At 65.9% G+C, this 14,942-nt stretch carries 16 protein-coding genes; 4 read left to right on the top strand and 12 right to left on the bottom strand.

Annotated features, from left to right (window positions below; genetic code table 11):
- Nucleotides 1-32: 32 nt before the first annotated feature.
- The 7 genes from QMG52_RS07955 to QMG52_RS07925 all read right to left on the bottom strand — a co-directional run bounded on the left by QMG52_RS07955 (nt 33) and on the right by QMG52_RS07925 (nt 6,888).
- The gene (locus QMG52_RS07955; protein ID WP_283559882.1) at nt 33-1,250 is read right to left on the bottom strand and encodes a pyridoxal phosphate-dependent aminotransferase; all 1,218 of its coding nucleotides are present in this window, start codon (nt 1,248-1,250) and stop codon (nt 33-35) included.
- Between the two features lie 252 nt (nt 1,251-1,502).
- A complete protein-coding gene (locus QMG52_RS07950; RefSeq protein WP_283559881.1) occupies nt 1,503-2,456 on the bottom strand; it encodes an ABC transporter substrate-binding protein in 954 nt (317 codons plus the stop codon).
- On the bottom strand, nt 2,453-3,223 hold the full coding sequence (locus tag QMG52_RS07945) for an ABC transporter permease (protein ID WP_502920464.1): 771 nt from the start codon (nt 3,221-3,223) through the stop codon (nt 2,453-2,455). The genes QMG52_RS07950 and QMG52_RS07945 overlap by 4 nt, the downstream gene beginning before the upstream one ends.
- On the bottom strand, nt 3,220-3,897 hold the full coding sequence (locus QMG52_RS07940) for an ABC transporter permease (RefSeq protein ID WP_283559880.1): 678 nt from the start codon (nt 3,895-3,897) through the stop codon (nt 3,220-3,222). The genes QMG52_RS07945 and QMG52_RS07940 overlap by 4 nt, the downstream gene beginning before the upstream one ends.
- Entirely contained in the window at nt 3,897-4,976 is a 1,080-nt protein-coding gene (locus QMG52_RS07935) for an ABC transporter ATP-binding protein (RefSeq protein WP_283559921.1), read from the bottom strand. Before QMG52_RS07935 ends, QMG52_RS07940 begins: the two co-directional genes overlap by 1 nt.
- A gap of 284 nt (nt 4,977-5,260) precedes the next feature.
- Nucleotides 5,261-6,658: an NAD-dependent succinate-semialdehyde dehydrogenase gene (locus QMG52_RS07930; protein WP_283559879.1), complete on the bottom strand. Its 1,398-nt coding sequence runs from the start codon at nt 6,656-6,658 to the stop codon at nt 5,261-5,263.
- A 38-nt stretch (nt 6,659-6,696) separates the two neighbouring features.
- Nucleotides 6,697-6,888: a hypothetical protein gene (locus QMG52_RS07925; protein WP_283559878.1), complete on the bottom strand. Its 192-nt coding sequence runs from the start codon at nt 6,886-6,888 to the stop codon at nt 6,697-6,699.
- A gap of 480 nt (nt 6,889-7,368) precedes the next feature.
- Between QMG52_RS07925 and QMG52_RS07920 the strand changes: the two genes are divergently transcribed.
- Entirely contained in the window at nt 7,369-8,358 is a 990-nt protein-coding gene (locus tag QMG52_RS07920; RefSeq protein ID WP_283559877.1) for a pirin family protein, read from the top strand.
- A gap of 195 nt (nt 8,359-8,553) precedes the next feature.
- Here QMG52_RS07920 and QMG52_RS07915 read toward each other — a convergent pair whose 3' ends face one another.
- The 3 genes from QMG52_RS07915 to QMG52_RS07910 are packed head-to-tail and all read right to left on the bottom strand — an operon-like array spanning nt 8,554 to nt 10,466.
- Nucleotides 8,554-9,468, bottom strand: a complete 915-nt coding sequence (locus tag QMG52_RS07915; protein ID WP_283559876.1) for an N-acetylglucosamine kinase — start codon at nt 9,466-9,468, stop codon at nt 8,554-8,556.
- A 3-nt stretch (nt 9,469-9,471) separates the two neighbouring features.
- Nucleotides 9,472-9,651: a hypothetical protein gene (locus tag QMG52_RS21915; RefSeq protein WP_349361673.1), complete on the bottom strand. Its 180-nt coding sequence runs from the start codon at nt 9,649-9,651 to the stop codon at nt 9,472-9,474.
- Nucleotides 9,648-10,466 carry a LysR family transcriptional regulator gene (locus tag QMG52_RS07910; protein ID WP_349361672.1) on the bottom strand — a complete coding sequence of 273 codons (819 nt, stop codon included), beginning with the start codon at nt 10,464-10,466 and terminating at the stop codon, nt 9,648-9,650. The genes QMG52_RS21915 and QMG52_RS07910 overlap by 4 nt, the downstream gene beginning before the upstream one ends.
- Before the next feature lie 200 nt (nt 10,467-10,666).
- Here QMG52_RS07910 and QMG52_RS07905 point away from each other — a divergent pair, with 200 nt between their 5' ends.
- Both QMG52_RS07905 and QMG52_RS07900 read left to right on the top strand, forming a co-directional pair.
- On the top strand, nt 10,667-11,932 hold the full coding sequence (locus QMG52_RS07905) for an MFS transporter (RefSeq protein ID WP_283559875.1): 1,266 nt from the start codon (nt 10,667-10,669) through the stop codon (nt 11,930-11,932).
- A 113-nt stretch (nt 11,933-12,045) separates the two neighbouring features.
- On the top strand, nt 12,046-12,564 hold the full coding sequence (locus QMG52_RS07900) for an Lrp/AsnC family transcriptional regulator (RefSeq protein ID WP_283559874.1): 519 nt from the start codon (nt 12,046-12,048) through the stop codon (nt 12,562-12,564).
- A gap of 76 nt (nt 12,565-12,640) precedes the next feature.
- Here QMG52_RS07900 and QMG52_RS07895 read toward each other — a convergent pair whose 3' ends face one another.
- Nucleotides 12,641-12,949, bottom strand: a complete 309-nt coding sequence (locus QMG52_RS07895) for a hypothetical protein (RefSeq protein WP_283559873.1) — start codon at nt 12,947-12,949, stop codon at nt 12,641-12,643.
- A gap of 93 nt (nt 12,950-13,042) precedes the next feature.
- The gene (locus QMG52_RS07890; RefSeq protein ID WP_283559872.1) at nt 13,043-14,296 is read right to left on the bottom strand and encodes an MFS transporter; all 1,254 of its coding nucleotides are present in this window, start codon (nt 14,294-14,296) and stop codon (nt 13,043-13,045) included.
- A gap of 162 nt (nt 14,297-14,458) precedes the next feature.
- Between QMG52_RS07890 and QMG52_RS07885 the strand changes: the two genes are divergently transcribed.
- Nucleotides 14,459-14,932 carry an Lrp/AsnC family transcriptional regulator gene (locus QMG52_RS07885; RefSeq protein WP_283559871.1) on the top strand — a complete coding sequence of 158 codons (474 nt, stop codon included), beginning with the start codon at nt 14,459-14,461 and terminating at the stop codon, nt 14,930-14,932.
- Nucleotides 14,933-14,942: the final 10 nt, after the last annotated feature.

Raw genomic sequence — 14,942 nt, 5'->3', positions numbered from 1 at the left:
GATCAGATCGTTCCACCGTACCCGGGAGGGGGCTAGGGCCGGTAGTGGCTGAGGAATTCGCCGATGCGGCCCACGGCCTCTTCAAGGTCTTTGACGTTCGGCAAAGTGACCAGCCGGAAGTGATCCGGGCGGATCCAATTGAAGGCGGTGCCATGGGAGATGAGGATCTTTTGTTCGGTCAGCAGGTCCAGGGCAAATTTCTCGTCGTCCTTAATCGGATAAACCTCGGGATCCAGCCTCGGGAACAGGTACAGCGCGCCCTGCGCCTGCTGCACGCTGACCCCCGGGATCGCGTTGAGCATCCGGTACGCAACATCGCGCTGTTCCTTGAGTCGACCGCCCGGCAGGATCAGATCGGTGATGCTTTGGTGGCCGCCCAACGCGGTCTGGATGGCGTGCTGACCAGGGACGTTGGCGCACATGCGCATATTCGCCAGCAAATTGATCCCCTCCAAATAATCCGCGGCTTCGACCTTGGGACCGGAGATCGCGAGCCAGCCGGATCGGTAGCCGCAGATGCGATAGGCCTTGGAGAGCCCGCTGAAGGTCATGCACAGCACATCGTCACCGGTAATCGACGCTGCGTTGATGTGAGTGGCCTCGTCATAGAGGATTTTCTCGTAGATCTCATCCGAGAAAATCACCAGCCCGTGTTTACGGGCCAGCTCCACCATGGATGTCAGGACGTGCCGGGGATAGACCGACCCGGTGGGGTTGTTCGGGTTGATGATGACGATGCCCTTGGTCCGGGGCGTAATTTTGGTCTCCAGATCCGCCAGATCCGGCCACCATTCGTTTTCTTCGGTGCATAGATAATGCACCGGCCGGCCGCCGGCCAGGCTCACCGACGCAGTCCACAGCGGATAATCCGGCGTCGGCACCAGCACTTCATCACCGTTGTTGAGCAGCGCCATCAGGGAAAGCGTGATCAGTTCGCTGACCCCGTTGCCGAGGTAGACGTCGTCGACATGAATGTTGCTGATACCACGTGTCTGGTAATACTGCACGACGGCGGTGCGGGCCGAGAAGATGCCGCGCGAGTCGCTGTAACCCTGAGCATGGGGCAGATGGCGGATCATGTCCACCAGAATGGCGTCCGGCGCTTCAAACCCGAACGGCGCGGGGTTCCCAATATTGAGCTTGAGGATGCGCTGTCCCTCCGCCTCCATTTTCTGGGCGTGTTCGAGCACCGGTCCTCGGATGTCGTAGAGAACATTGTGGAGTTTGGTGGACTGCCTGAATTCTGCCATTCACCCAATATGGCACAGGAGCCCTGGTCGCGGGCCGCATTTCAGGCCGCGACGCACGGTCCAATACCGGGAAATTGGCCCCTCCCACGCAGTGTGCCGTCTACGGCAGCGGGATTACCGTTCGCGTTGAATTCCCGCTCCGCACCGGATTTCCTCCGTCATCACTGCAGGAATCTCTGATGGAAAACGCCAGCACCCGCCCCGGAACAGGCTCCGGAGCGGGTGCAGGCATGACCTCTAAGGCGGGAGATGCTACTTCGTGATGCCCTTGTCCTTGAGCCATTTAGCCGCCGCATCTTTGGGGTCCATCTTCTGGTCGCCGCTGACCTGGCGGTTCAGGTCGATCAGATCATTGGTGGTCAATAGACCCGAAACCTTGTTCAGCGCCGTCTTGGCCGTGTCGCTGACCTTGTCCGTTTTAATCAGTGGCAGAACCTGCTGGGCGGCCCAGTTCGATTTGGGGTCCTCGAGCACCACCAGGTCCTGGTCCACGATGTCCGGGGTGGTGGTGAAGATGTCCGCGACCTGCACGTCATCACTGGTCAGCGCCTTCACGGTCACCGGTCCGCTGGGCAGCGGGTCGAATTTCGCCGGAACGCAGTTGTATTTGGTTTTCAGGCCGGCCAGACCGTTGGCCCGTTCGGCAAATTCCGGCGGCGCCCCCACGGTGAGCTTGTCGCAGACCTTCGCCATGTCCTCAATCGTCTTGAGGTTGTACTTCTGCGCCGTCACCTTGGTGACCACCATGGCGTCCTTGTCCTCGGCCTTGGACGCCTCCAGCACGCTCAGGCCGCTGTCCAGCTTGGCCTGCAGCGCCTTCACAATGGCGTCCGGATCCGTCGCGGTGCTGGTCGGATCCACCTTGGTCAACAGATTGCCGCTGTAATCCGGGATGATGTCGATCGAGCCGTCTTTGATGGCCGGAAAATAGATCTCGCGGGAACCAATGTTGAGTTTGGTGGTGGCCGTGACTCCCGCCGCGGTCAGCGCCCCGGCGTAAATCTCCGCGATCGTCGCGTTTTCCGGAAAGTCTGCGCTGCCGACAATGACGGCGCCGCCCGCGTCGGCCGAACCGGTCGCGGTGGCGTTTCCGAGCGGGCTTCCGCCACCGCCGCCGCAGGCGCTCAGGGTCAAGGCCACCGATATTCCGGCGGCTAGGCCAAAGACAGCACGGCGTGCAATCATACGGCGCTGAATATGCGTCATGAATTTCCTCCTTGTACGCCGGCTGTGATAATTTCACGGCCAGTCAATGAATCGCCCGTCCGCTGCGGGACGGCCTTCAAACCAGGTGATACGGCCAGCCGCTGCACACCCGCGAGCACGGTGTCCAGACAGATCGCCAGTACCGCAATGACCACGGCCCCGCCCAGCACGCGGCCGTAGTCGCTCACGGAGAGCCCGTCGATCAGGAAACGCCCCAGACCCCCCAGATTGATGTAGGCGACCACCGCGACGGTCGCCACCACCTGCAGAACACCGGCCCGGAATCCCCCGAGTATCACCGGGAGCCCGTTGGGCACTTCCACCCGGCACAGGATCTGCACCTCGGTCATTCCCATGCTCCGGGCGGCATCCACGGTGTCCGTGCTCACGGCGGAGATCCCCGCATACGTTCCGGCCAGGATCGGCGGCACGGCCAACAGGACCAGCGCCCAGATCGGCGGCATCAGCCCCAGCCCGGCCAGCAACACGAACAGCGTCAGCACACCCAGTGTCGGCAGGGCGCGCAGCACTCCCGCAAGGGCAATGACGACGACGCGTCCCCGGCCCGTGTGCCCGACGTACAGTCCGATGGGCGCAGCTATTGCGACGGCGATGGCGAGCGTCAGACAGGTATAACCCAAGTGCTCCACCGTGCGCAATGGGATGCCGTCCTGCCCCTGCCAATGCGCCGGATTCATCAGCCACTCATAGCCCTGGACCAATGGATTGTCCGAGGAATAGGTCTCCAGCACGGTCCCGATGCTCATAAGGCTACCGCCTTGGCGCGCGGGCTGTTGGCGCGCGGGCCGGCGGTCCGCAGCCACGGCGTGAGCAGCCGCTGCAGCAGCACCAGAACCGCGTCCATCAGCAACGCCAGCAGCAGCGTCCCGATGATCCCAATGACAATTTCCGTCACGAAGTCACGCTTCAGCCCGTCGGTGAACAGCGAGCCCAGGCTCCCGATGCCGAGCAGGGCGCCCACGCTGACCAGCGAGATGTTACTGACGGAAATCACCCGCAGGCCGGCAAAAAGCACCGGCACGGACAGCGGCAGGTCCACGGACAAAAACCGCATCAGCGGTTTGTAGCCCATCGCCACGGCGGCCTGCCGGATGGTCTCATCGACCGAATTCAGCGCATCCAGCGTCGAGCGCAGCAACAGCGCCACCGCGTAAATCACCAGCGCCACGATGACGTTGGCCATGTCCAAGATCCGGGTTCCCAGAATGACCGGCAGGATCACAAACAGTGCCAGCGAGGGGATCGTGTACAGGACCGACCCGGCGGAGAGCAGGAAACCCCTCAGCGTCTTGTTCATCCGCGCCAGTTGGGCCAGCGGAATGGCAATCAGCACGCTGATCAGCAGCGGAATCACCGATTGGTACAGGTGCAGTGCGGCCAGCGAGAGCACATGGCCGAAGTTTGCGACCAGCCAGGCCATCAGGCACCGCCCTCGCGGGCACGGCGCGCAGCTTCGATGGCCGCCAGCACCTCCGGCGCCTTGACCACCCCGGTGACCACGCCGCCGTCGTTCACTGCCACACCGAGCCCGGCCGGCGAGGAGAGCACGGCGTCCAAGGCACGGCGCAGCGTCTCCCCCTCGTGGAACAGCGAACCGCCGGGCACCAAATCGGGGCCTGCCACCGGGGAGAGCCAGCCCAGCGGCCGGTCGGCGTCATCAACGGCGAGCGTCCACGACGCTGCCGTGAACCCGGCCATCAGCTGCGCCGGCCCGACGGTGGGGACGGGATGGATCTGCACGGAATCCGCGCCGGAAAAAGCCAGGTGCCGGAAGCCGCGGTCGCGGCCGACGAAGTTGGCGACAAAATCATCCACCGGCGCCCGCAGAATTTCCTCTGCAGCGGCGTACTGGGCCAGCCTTCCCCCGGTGGCGAAGACGGCGACCTTGTCCCCCAGCACCGTGGCCTCGTCAATGTCATGTGTGACAAAAACAATCGTTTTGGCCAGGTCGCGCTGCAGCCTGAGCAGCTCCTGCTGCAGTTCGGCGCGGACTACCGGATCGACGGCGCTGAACGGCTCGTCCATCAGGAGCACAGGCGGGTCCGCAGCCAGCGCCCGGGCCACGCCGACGCGCTGTTGCTGGCCGCCGGAGAGCTGGCTGGGGTAGCGTCTGCCCATGCCGGCGGAGAGCCCGACGACGTCGAGCAGCTCCTCGGCCCGGCGCCGAGCCTGCGCGCGCGGCACCCGGTTCAGCCGCAGCACGGTGGCCACATTATCCGTCACGGTGCGGTGCGGGAGCAGACCCGCAGACTGCATGACGTAGCCCATAGACCGGCGGAGGGCGGCCGCGGGCACCGCAGATACGTCCTTGCCGTCCACGGTGATGGTCCCGCTGGTCGGTTCAACCATCCGGTTGATCATCCGCAGCGAGGTTGTTTTGCCGCAGCCGGACGGCCCCACGAACACCGTGATGGCGCCCTTGTCGATTGCCATGGTCAGGTTTTCGACCGCGGGCTGGTTGTCCAGATAGCGTTTGGTGATCCGGGAGAACTCGATCATCGGCTGCACCCCGGATCCGTTGACTGCGGGAATGCTGCCGGGCCGCGCCGCGGATTCGGGCACGGATGTCCGGGCGTCTGGTACTGCCATCGTGGTTTCCTCACTGTTGGCGGCCATCGCGATCAAGATCAATACCCGTGCCAAATGATCATAAGCAAGGTGATTTCCGCTGTAAAGCCTACCGGCATGCTTTCCGGACAAAAACGCAGCCGGTCTTACAGAACCAGCCTAGTAGGCGCGGGCCGCCGGCGGACAGCACTTCGGGGCCGTCCGCCGGCGCGCCGCTAGCTGGCGGGCCGGGCCGGCCGCGCCGCAGGCTGCCGGATCAGCTTCTTGTTCACGAATTCGTTCATCCCGAATTTGGCGAGCTCACGGCCGACACCCGAGCGCTTGACGCCGCCAAAGGGCAGGTCCGCCTGGGTACCGGTCACCGAGTTGATCCAGACCATGCCGGTGTCCAGCCGTGACGCCACCTCTTTGGCCTTATCTGCGCTGGCGCTGAAGACCGAGCCTCCCAGCCCGAACGGAGAGGCGTTGGCCAGGTCCACCGCCTCGTCCGCGTTGGCGACCTTGTAGATCACCGCTGCCGGGCCAAACAGCTCCTCGGAGTAGGCGCGCATGTCCGGCGTGACCCCGGTCAGGACGGTCGGGGTGAAGTAGGAGCCGGGGCCGTCCACCCTGCCACCGCCGGTGTGCACCGTGGCGCCCTTGGCAACGGCGTCGTCAATCTGTTCACCCAGGCCATCGGCGGCGCTCTGCGAGGACAGCGGACCCATCCGGGTCGCCGGATCAGACGGATCGCCGGGCTGCAGGGCTGCCGCCCGGGCGGTGAACTTTTCCACGAATTCCTGGTAGTAATCCTCCTGGACGATAAAGCGTTTGGAGGCAGTGCAGGCCTGGCCGGCGTTCCCCATCCGCCCGGCGACAGCCGCCTTGACGGTGCTGTCCATGTCATCGCTGTCCAGCACGATGAACGGGTCGGATCCGCCCAGCTCCAGCACATAGCGTTTGAGGTTCCGCCCGGCAATCTCTCCCACGGCCGATCCGGCCCGCTCGCTGCCGGTCAAGGACACGCCCTGAATACGCGGATCAGCGATCATGTCCGCAATCTGTTCCTTGCTGGCAAAGATGTTGATGTACGCATCCTCCGGCAGCCCGGCATCCTTGAAGATCTGCTCGATGGCCAGCGCCGACTGAGGGCAGTTTTCAGCGTGCTTCAGCAGGACCGTGTTCCCCAACATCAGGTTCGGGGCCGCAAACCGCGCCACCTGATAGTACGGGTAGTTCCATGGCATGATGCCGACCAGGGAACCGATGGGTTCGGTCCGGATCACCGCTTCTCCGCCGCCGACCGCGTCAAGTGCTTCATCCTCCATGAACCGCGGGCCCTGGGTGGCGTAATAGCTGTAGATGCTCGCGACCAGTTCCACCTCGCCTTGGGCCTCGCGGACCGGTTTGCCCATCTCCAAAGTGATGATTGCGGCCAGCTCTTCCTTACGCTCGCTGTACAGCGCCGCGACTTTCGCCAAGATGCGGCTGCGCTCAGTGACCTCTGTAGCGCGCCAGGAGGCAAAGGCCGCATGCGAGCGCTGCAGCGTACTCTCGATGTCCGCATCCGTCGCGGAGTGGAATTCCTGCACGGTTTCACCGGTGGCCGGGTTGACACTTTTGTATGAACTCATAGACCTACCGTAACCACACGGCGACCCGGAGGGAAAGGTCAGGGCAGATCGTGCACGTACTGTTCCGCCCGGGCCGAGGTCCGGGCGGTCACGCACTTCCAGTTCGGTCCCAGGTGCTCCAGCTCAAGCACCGTGATGCGGTTGAAACCGCCCCGCAGCAGCGGTGGCGTTAGGTACAACGTGACTTGCGGCCGCACTTCCCAATAAAGGCCCAACAGGAAACCATTCACCGGAGACAAAACCCTACCGGATCACGGGAGCGCCACATATGTGTCGGCGGGGCGTCCATGTCCACGTCCGCGAATGCGAAGCAACCCCGGCAACCACGGCGACCCCGGCACCACGGCCGCCTTGATGCCGTCGACCGCTGTGGAAACCCTCCAACACGCCGGCATACACGCCGTCGATCAAGAAGTATGCGCGGTCGTGCGGCCGGCCGATCCTGAGGGCGGATCCAGCCTCCGGAGGCACCGCGACGGCGCTCTAGAGCACCACGCCGCGGTCCAAACCAAGCTGCTCGAAAGACAGCGGGGCGACGCGGGGCACCGGGGAACCGGAGCGCGCGCAGACCGGCAGCATGGAACTTGGCGCGGGAGGGAATTTCTCGGTCAGGCGGCGCGGCCATCCTTTCGGCCGCGGGAGACGGCGGAGAATACCGTGCCGCCGAGTCAGTTCAACCAGTGCCCCGGAGGCGCGCCTAGACTGGCGGCATGAGCAATCTGGAGGCCCATCCGCAGGAAACGGTGTGCCCACCGTCTGATGATGAGGGCCCGTCCGTGCGGCTGTGGCCCGCGCGCGAGGTGCCGCTGGGCGGGATCCGCGCCATGACCGTTTCCCGCACGCTGCCGCAACGCGGATTGCCGACGATCGGGGCCTGGTGTTTCCTGGACAGTTATGGTCCCGGATCGGACGCCATGACGGTCCTGCCGCATCCGCACATCGGGCTGCAGACCGTCAGTTGGCTCCTGACCGGCACCATCAGGCACCGCGACAGCCTCGGCTCGGATGTCCTGGTCCGCCCGGGCGAGCTGAACCTCATGACAGCCGGTGCCGGCGTCGCCCATTCCGAGTTTTCGGTGCGGCCGCCGAAGGAGGACGACGACGGGACCCTCCGTGGCCTGCAGCTGTGGGTTGCGCTGCCGGATCGGGTGCGTCAGCAGGGACCCCGGTTCGAGCAACACTCCGAGCTCCCGGTTCTGCACGGCCGCAACTACGCCGCTACCGTGATCATCGGCAGCCTCGGCGGAGCCGTCTCCCCTGCGCTGGTCCATACGCCCCTGCTGGCCGCGGACGTGTCCGTTGGCGCTGCCGGAGAGGTGTCGATGCCGCTGGATCCGGGTTTCGAGCACGCTGTGCTGGTGTTGGACGGCGCCCTGAAGATCGACGGCGTACCAGTATCACCGGGACCGCTGGCGCATCTGGGCACAGGTCGGAGCGGGTTGGACGCTGCCGCTGCCGAGGGTGCCAGGTTCCTCCTGATCGGCGGCGAGCCGTTCGAAGAAGAACTGCTGATGTGGTGGAACTTCGTCGGCAGGAACCACGACGAAATCGTCCGCGCCCGGCAGGATTGGGAGGACCGCAGCGGCCGGTTCCCCGAGGTCCGCGGGCACGGTCCCGACGCGAAAGCCGAGGCCGGGCGGATTCCGGCCCCGCCGATGCCCGCAGTCCGGCTTTCACCACGGCGGCGGTGCGGTTCGTAGTCGGTAGGGTGCTTCGGCCGGATGCCGTGGAGATGGACCGATGCCGTGGAGATGGACCGCTGCCGTGGAAATTCCCGCGGCACCGGTCCATTTCCGCAGCAGATGGGCGGCAGGGTCCGGGGCGGGCAGGACCACGGGCAGACGGGATTCACCGCGGGCGGGCGTCCGCTGCGCCGGGACAGCCACGGCCCGGCGCTAAACCCCGGAGGTCAGCCTCAGGACGCCGAAAATGGGATCCTGCGCGAGCACCCGCACATCGATCAGACCAAAAGTGGCCAGATGGGCCTTGAATGCGTCCTGCAGCGGTGGCTGGTTCATGCCCAGCCCGCTGCCCAGCACAATCGGCCCGGAAATATTCAACTGTTCGGCGCATTGGGCGGCGAGCGCAGCGAGGTCCCCGCCACCCTGATGGATCATCGCCAGGCTCTCCGGGTGCCCTGCTGCGGCGGCGTCAAAGACCAGCGGCGACATCGCCGCCCAGTAGCGCCGGCCTGTAGCGCCGTGGAAATGTGCAATCAGCTCGCCCGGAGCCTGCAGCCCGCATTCCGCCAGCAGGGCACGGGTCAGGACGTCCGGCGCCAGCCCCAGGTTCATCCTGTGCAGACTATGCCGTACGGCCTCGCGCCCGAACCAGTACCCACTGCCCTCGTCACCGAGCAGGTAGCCCCAGCCCCCGGCCCGGGCTTGCGCGCCGGCGGCGTTGGTCCCCCAGGCGGCCGAACCGGTGCCGGCAATGACCGCCACGCCGGTATCGGCACCACTGGCGGCGAGGAGCAGACGGGTGTCATGGACCACGGTCACCTTGGCGCTGGTTGCATGCGGGGCAATCAGCGCGGCCAGCGCCGCGGCGTCGTCGTCGGTGTCAACGCCGCCGGAGCCCGCGAAAACCTGTGAAACGTCGGCTCCGCCGATCTTGGCGAATATCGCTCCGAGGTTCGCCGCCGCTTCCTCACGGCTGACGTTCTGCACGTTGGCGCTGCCCGCCTCGGCGTCGACCTCGATCACGCCATCGCGCCATCGGATGCCCCTGGTTTTGGACCCGCCGATATCCAGCCCGATGATGCTGACGGTACGGGAGGCGGTGCCGGTCTCATCGATGGTCACCTCCATAGACTAGCCATGGGCACCCGGAAAGCCGGTATCCAGACCCGCGCTGCCGGCAAAAGCACGGCGCAGCAGGGGCCTGCCGTCGGCCAGTGCCAGCTCGCGGAAACGCCTGACCGGATCCGGTTCCCGGGCCCGGATCCGCCAGGCCAGACCAATCTCCCGCTGGGCCACGGGCGCCTCGATCACCAACTCCTTCCAGCCCAGCGGACTGGTGTCACCGGGGTGAGGTGATCGACTCCGGAGGGGGCCAGCACACTGACCCCCAGCCCGGCGGAAACCAGCCCGCGCAGGGTGTGCGAATCCTGCCCCTCGAAAGTGATACGGGGCTTAAACCCCGCTTCCCGGCACAGGTCGTCGAAGATCGATCGGAGTCCAAACCCCTCACCGAGCACGACAAATCCCTCGGTCCGGGCATCCTCCAACCGGACGCTGCGGTGTGCCGCGAGCCGATGATTCTGCGGTACCACGAGCCGCAAAGGTTCGGCATACAGCAGTTCCGCGCCCAGCGTCCCGGTGACCTCCGGCACCGGGGCAACGATGGCCAGGTCCACCCGGCCCTCGGTCAGGGCTCCCAGGCATTCGGCGCGCGGGCCCTGCAGCAGCGCAAAGGTCACGGCCGGGTGCTGCAAACTGAATGCCCTGATCAGCAGCGGAAGGGTTGCCTCCCCGAAGGTGGGTTGAAATGCTACGGCAACCCGGCCGCGTGCCTGCTTCGACTGCGTCCGCACCTCATCGAGCCCGGCCTGCACCTCGGCGAGGGCGGCCTGGAGCCGGGGGATGAGCAACTGCGCTGCCGGGGTCAACCGGATGCCGCGTCCGTTCCGCACGGTGAGTTCGGTGCCGACGACGGCGGCGGCCCGGGCGAGCGCGCGGCTCACCGTGGGCTGTGGAATGTTCAGCAGTTCCGCCGTCTCGGTGATCCTGCCGGTTCTCCCCAACGTCACCAGGATCGGGATCACCGGCAGCAGCCGCAGCAGATCCCGGTAGTCCGTCTCGTTCATTAGAAATCCCCCATGCGGTCCGACCCGTCCCGGTCGACGAATGCCGTTCGCCCAGTGCCGTCGTGACCAGTGCTGTCCCGACCAGTGCCTGACTAGTGCCGTACTGACACAGTGCAGCTCCACGTCATATGATCGGCTGCTATCAATTATCGCTTAGACATGCATTAGACGCATCCAATCCTGTTTTCTACGCTGGAAGGGTGAACTCGTCCCCGCAGGAAACCCCGCCCCTTGAACAGCCATGGCTGGGCCACAACAAGGGAAGCCGCGGTTACCGCCGGGTTCTATTGGCCCTGTTATGCGCTGGAATCGCCACCTTTGCCCAGTTGTATTCGGTTCAAGGGCTGCTGCCCTTGCTGGCGCGGGACCTGCAGATCACCGCCGCACAGGCGGGCCTGACCATCTCGGTGGCCACCATCGGGTTGGCAGTGACGGTCATTCCGTGGTCCTTTGCGGCGGACAGGTTCGGCCGGATCGCAGTGATGGGGACCGCCATCATCGCGGCCACTATTCTGGGGCTGCTGGCGCCGCTGTCCCCGAACTTTCCGGTCCTTCTGACGGTTCGGACGCTGGAGGGAATGGCGTTGGGCGGAATCCCGGCCTTGGCCATCGCCTACCTGAATGAGGAGATCAACAAGGTGTACGCGGCGATGGCCGCCGGAGCCTACGTCGCCGGTACCACCGTTGGCGGTCTGCTCGGCCGGTTGCTGGCCGGCCCGATCGCAGAACTGGCCGGCTGGCGGGTCGGGATCCTTGCCGTTTCGGTTGTTTCAGCGGCGGCCGCCGCTGGGTTTCTGCTGCTGGCTCCGGAACCGCGCGGCTTTACTCCGGCGCCGCGGAACAGCTTCGGCCAGGCGCTGTCCCGGCTGCTCCCGGCGCTGCGCCACCGGCGGCTGCTGGCCCTCTACGCCCAGGCGTTCCTGCTGATGGGCTCGTTCGTGAGCGTGTACAACTACATGGGCTTCCGACTGGAGGCGCCACCATACCTGCTGCCGATGGCCGCCGTCGCCCTGATTTTCCTGGCCTACCTGGCCGGCACGGTGTCTTCGCGCTGGGCGGCGTCGCTGTCCCTGCGCGCCGGACGGCGGAACATCCTGCTCGGCAGCATCGCCGTGATGACCGCCGGCCTCGGGGTGACACTCCTCGCCGGCCTGCCGCTGATTCTGTTCGGGCTGGTGCTTTTTACGGCCGGGTTCTTCGGTGCCCACAGCATCGCCTCGGGCTGGACCGGAAGCGTCGTCCCCGCCGGCCGGGCGCAGGCCGCGTCGCTGTACAACCTCAGCTACTACGCCGGATCCAGCGTGGTCGGATGGGCTTCCGGTTTCGTTTTTCAGTCCGCCGGCTGGACCGCGCTGGTGGTGGCACTGGCGGTCCTGGCGGTGCTCGCCGCCTCCACCGCGCTGTTGCTTTTGCCCGCCGGAGGCACCGAGGCACGCCGCCCACGGAAAATGACCGCGATTGGATAACCTCCTGGACAGGCTCCTGCACGGCCGGCAACTGCGTAGAATTCAACCTAAAGACCAAGCCGCGGGCCCACATTCCGCCGGGCGGCAGGTCCGAAAAGAACCAGGAGCCCGGCATGGCCTCGGCCGCGAAGAACGCCCGACGTGACCCGTCCGCCGGCGGGCCGACCCCGGAACCCTTGGACGCCGTCGACCGTCAGATCATCGACGCACTGGTGGCGGACGCTCGGATCACCAACCGGGATCTGGCCGACGCCGTCGGCATTGCGCCATCCACCGCACTGATGCGCACCCGCGCCCTCCTGGACAGGGGCGCCATCGAGGGCTTCCACGCGCAGCTGAACCTGAACGCCGTCGGCCGGTCGGTGCAGGCGCTGATCGCCGTCCGGCTGCGCGCGCACGACAGGGACCAGATCGACAGGTTTACCGGAACGGTGCCGCTGCTTCCCGAGGTGCTGTCCACCTTCCACGTTTCCGGATCCGTGGATTACCTGCTGCACATTGCCGTGCCCAATACGGATGTGCTCCGCGACTGGGTGCTGGACAACCTCACGACGGATCCGGTGGTCGGGCAGACCGAAACCACCCTTGTGTTCAGCCATCTTCCGGGCAACACCGGCCCCCTGCCCGCTTAATGTTCGCCCTATCCTCGGGCCCAAAGGACACCCGCAGCCTCGCAGTACCCCGAACCGTCACCGGCTCCCGGCAGGTCTATGCGGCCACGTCAGATTCGTTGGCGACGCCATCGCCGGCCGGCTGCAATTGACTCTTTTGCAACTCGGCACGGTCGCGTTCACGGCCTCTGGCTGCGCCCATCATGAAAATAACGATGACGAAGATGGCGGCCAGCCAGACCGCGACGATGATTGCAACGAACAACCACAACGGCACTAAAAATTCTCCTCGCGGGACATCGAACATCAACCCAATGTAGCCAAGCTTACCGGGCCGGGGGGCGGACAGTTCACAGCGTTTGTCGTCAGTGGAAAAGGACAATGCCGGAAAGGACAATGTCAACACCTACCTCTTCGACGGCGCCATCGTCCCCGGGCCCGGAGGGAATCATCACGCCTCAGCGGTCGCCTCTCCCCTGCTTGCTGAGCCCCCTCCCCTTCAGCTGATGGCGGCCGCGCGGCGGCTGCAGGCGCGGCGCCAGGCGACGACGGCGAGAACGGCACAGGCTGCGGCGACGACTGCGGCGAATCCCGCCACCACGGTCGGCAGCCCCCACACGCCGGCCGCCGCACCCATCCCGATCACCGGCAGGGCGCTGCCCAGATAGGTGATGACATAGACCGCGCTGATGATCTGCGCGTGCCGGGCCGGTTCCACTGCGCGGGCCACGTCGTTGAAGACCATGTGAAAGGCGATGCCCTGCCCCGCTCCGGCCGTGACGCTGGCCAGGACCAACAGCCAGGCTGACGGTGCCGCGCCGGCCACCGCGATCAGCAGCACGGACAGCCCCAGCACGGCCAGCCCGGCCGGGACCAGGAAACGGCCCCGAACGCTCAGCAGCTGGCTGAGGGCGGACGAGCCCAGAGTCAGCGCGGCGAGCACGCCGATCAGCGGCCGCGATTGGGTGTGCAGGGCGACGGCAAAATAGCCGGGGGCAAGCGAGAGGCAGAAACCGAAGACGGCGAAACTGAGAAAGCCGACGCCGGCGGCCAGCCAGAAGGTGCCGCGGGCCCCGCGCGAAACAGTGGGCCGGCGGGGCCTGAGCGCGGCCAGTGCGGCGCCGTTGGCCGCCGGCCTGATCGCAGGTCGGGCGTCGAGCAGATACAGCGGCACCAACAGCAGCAGCAGCACCGCGGCGTGGATCACGAACGGGGTCCGGGTAGGGTCCGGCAACAGGGACAGCAGGCCGCCGATCACTGGGCCGGCGGCGACACCCCCGAAGGATGCCAGCAAAGTGAACCGAGAAGCCCACTCCGGACGGTCGGGCAGCAGATCCCGCAGGGCAGCGGCGCTGGCACCGGTGGCGAGCGCAACGGCTACTCCCTGCAGAGCGCGACCCGCAGCGAGCGTCGGCAGGTTCTCCGCCGCGCCGAAGACCAGGCCGCCGGCCAGACCGATCAGCACGGCCAGTACGAGCGTGGCGCGGCGGCCTATATGGTCCGACCAGTGCCCGAACAAGATCAGCCCCGCCACGAGTGCGAGGACGTAGCTGGAGAAGGCGGCGGTGATGTCCAAGGGGCTCAACCCCAGCCGGCCGGCCAGCAGCGCGTAGAGCGGGGTGGCCAGGTTCGCGCCGATCAGCAGGGTGAAAATGACGACGCCGGCCAATACCAGGCGCGCCGATACGGAAGCGTTCCAGCCCCGGGGACCGGCGTCGACGGGACGCATCCGTAATTCATTCAGGACGGTCATGCGGCTCATTTCCTCAGGGGCTCAGGTACTGCCGGAGGGTGACCGGAACTGTACTATTTCCTCTATAGACTGAAGCAGCACGAGTCAGTTGAACTCGCACGGCGCCTATATTTGATGGTTTTGATCAACATCGTCCGTTACTACCGAACCGGAGTGCTCCCGATGAGCAAACTCGATGCCCTGGACCTGAAGCTGCTGCTCGAACTGGTGCGGGATCCGCGCGCCCAGATCGGTGAGCTGGGCGAGACACTGGGCGTGGCACGCAACACGGTGCAGACCCGGCTCCGACGCCTGCTGCGCTCCGGAACCCTGCGCGACGGCGGGCGTGAGGTGGACCTGGCAGCGATCGATTACGACGTCGTCGCCTTCGTCACGATTGAGGTGACACACCGCGAACTCGACGGCGTCATCGCGGCCCTGCGCAAACAGCCGCAGGTGTTGGAGGTCTATGAAATTTCCGGCCGCGGCGATGTCTGGTGCAGGCTGGCCGCCACCGACGTCCACCATCTGCAGAACGCCCTGCGGGCGCTGCTGCGCATCCGTGGGGTCATCCGCACCGAAACGTCGCTGGCCCTGCACGAGCACATCCCCTACCGTGTCCAACCACTGCTGGGCGGCATGGCCGCAGAACAGTGATGGCCGCAGA

The sequence above is a fragment of the Paenarthrobacter sp. PH39-S1 genome (genome assembly GCF_030063245.1).
Taxonomy (GTDB): domain Bacteria; phylum Actinomycetota; class Actinomycetes; order Actinomycetales; family Micrococcaceae; genus Arthrobacter_M.
This window is presented reverse-complemented; position numbering and strand designations above follow the sequence as displayed.

Coding starts and splice junctions, on each gene's coding strand:
- QMG52_RS07955 (WP_283559882.1), bottom strand. CDS start 1,250: ATGGCAGAATTCAGGCAGTCCACCAAACTCCACAATGTTCTCTACGAC.
- QMG52_RS07950 (WP_283559881.1), bottom strand. CDS start 2,456: ATGACGCATATTCAGCGCCGTATGATTGCACGCCGTGCTGTCTTTGGC.
- QMG52_RS07945 (WP_502920464.1), bottom strand. CDS start 3,223: ATGAGCATCGGGACCGTGCTGGAGACCTATTCCTCGGACAATCCATTG.
- QMG52_RS07940 (WP_283559880.1), bottom strand. CDS start 3,897: ATGGCCTGGCTGGTCGCAAACTTCGGCCATGTGCTCTCGCTGGCCGCA.
- QMG52_RS07935 (WP_283559921.1), bottom strand. CDS start 4,976: ATGATCGAGTTCTCCCGGATCACCAAACGCTATCTGGACAACCAGCCC.
- QMG52_RS07930 (WP_283559879.1), bottom strand. CDS start 6,658: ATGAGTTCATACAAAAGTGTCAACCCGGCCACCGGTGAAACCGTGCAG.
- QMG52_RS07920 (WP_283559877.1), top strand. CDS start 7,369: ATGAGCAATCTGGAGGCCCATCCGCAGGAAACGGTGTGCCCACCGTCT.
- QMG52_RS07915 (WP_283559876.1), bottom strand. CDS start 9,468: ATGGAGGTGACCATCGATGAGACCGGCACCGCCTCCCGTACCGTCAGC.
- QMG52_RS07910 (WP_349361672.1), bottom strand. CDS start 10,466: ATGAACGAGACGGACTACCGGGATCTGCTGCGGCTGCTGCCGGTGATC.
- QMG52_RS07900 (WP_283559874.1), top strand. CDS start 12,046: ATGGCCTCGGCCGCGAAGAACGCCCGACGTGACCCGTCCGCCGGCGGG.
- QMG52_RS07890 (WP_283559872.1), bottom strand. CDS start 14,296: ATGACCGTCCTGAATGAATTACGGATGCGTCCCGTCGACGCCGGTCCC.
- QMG52_RS07885 (WP_283559871.1), top strand. CDS start 14,459: ATGAGCAAACTCGATGCCCTGGACCTGAAGCTGCTGCTCGAACTGGTG.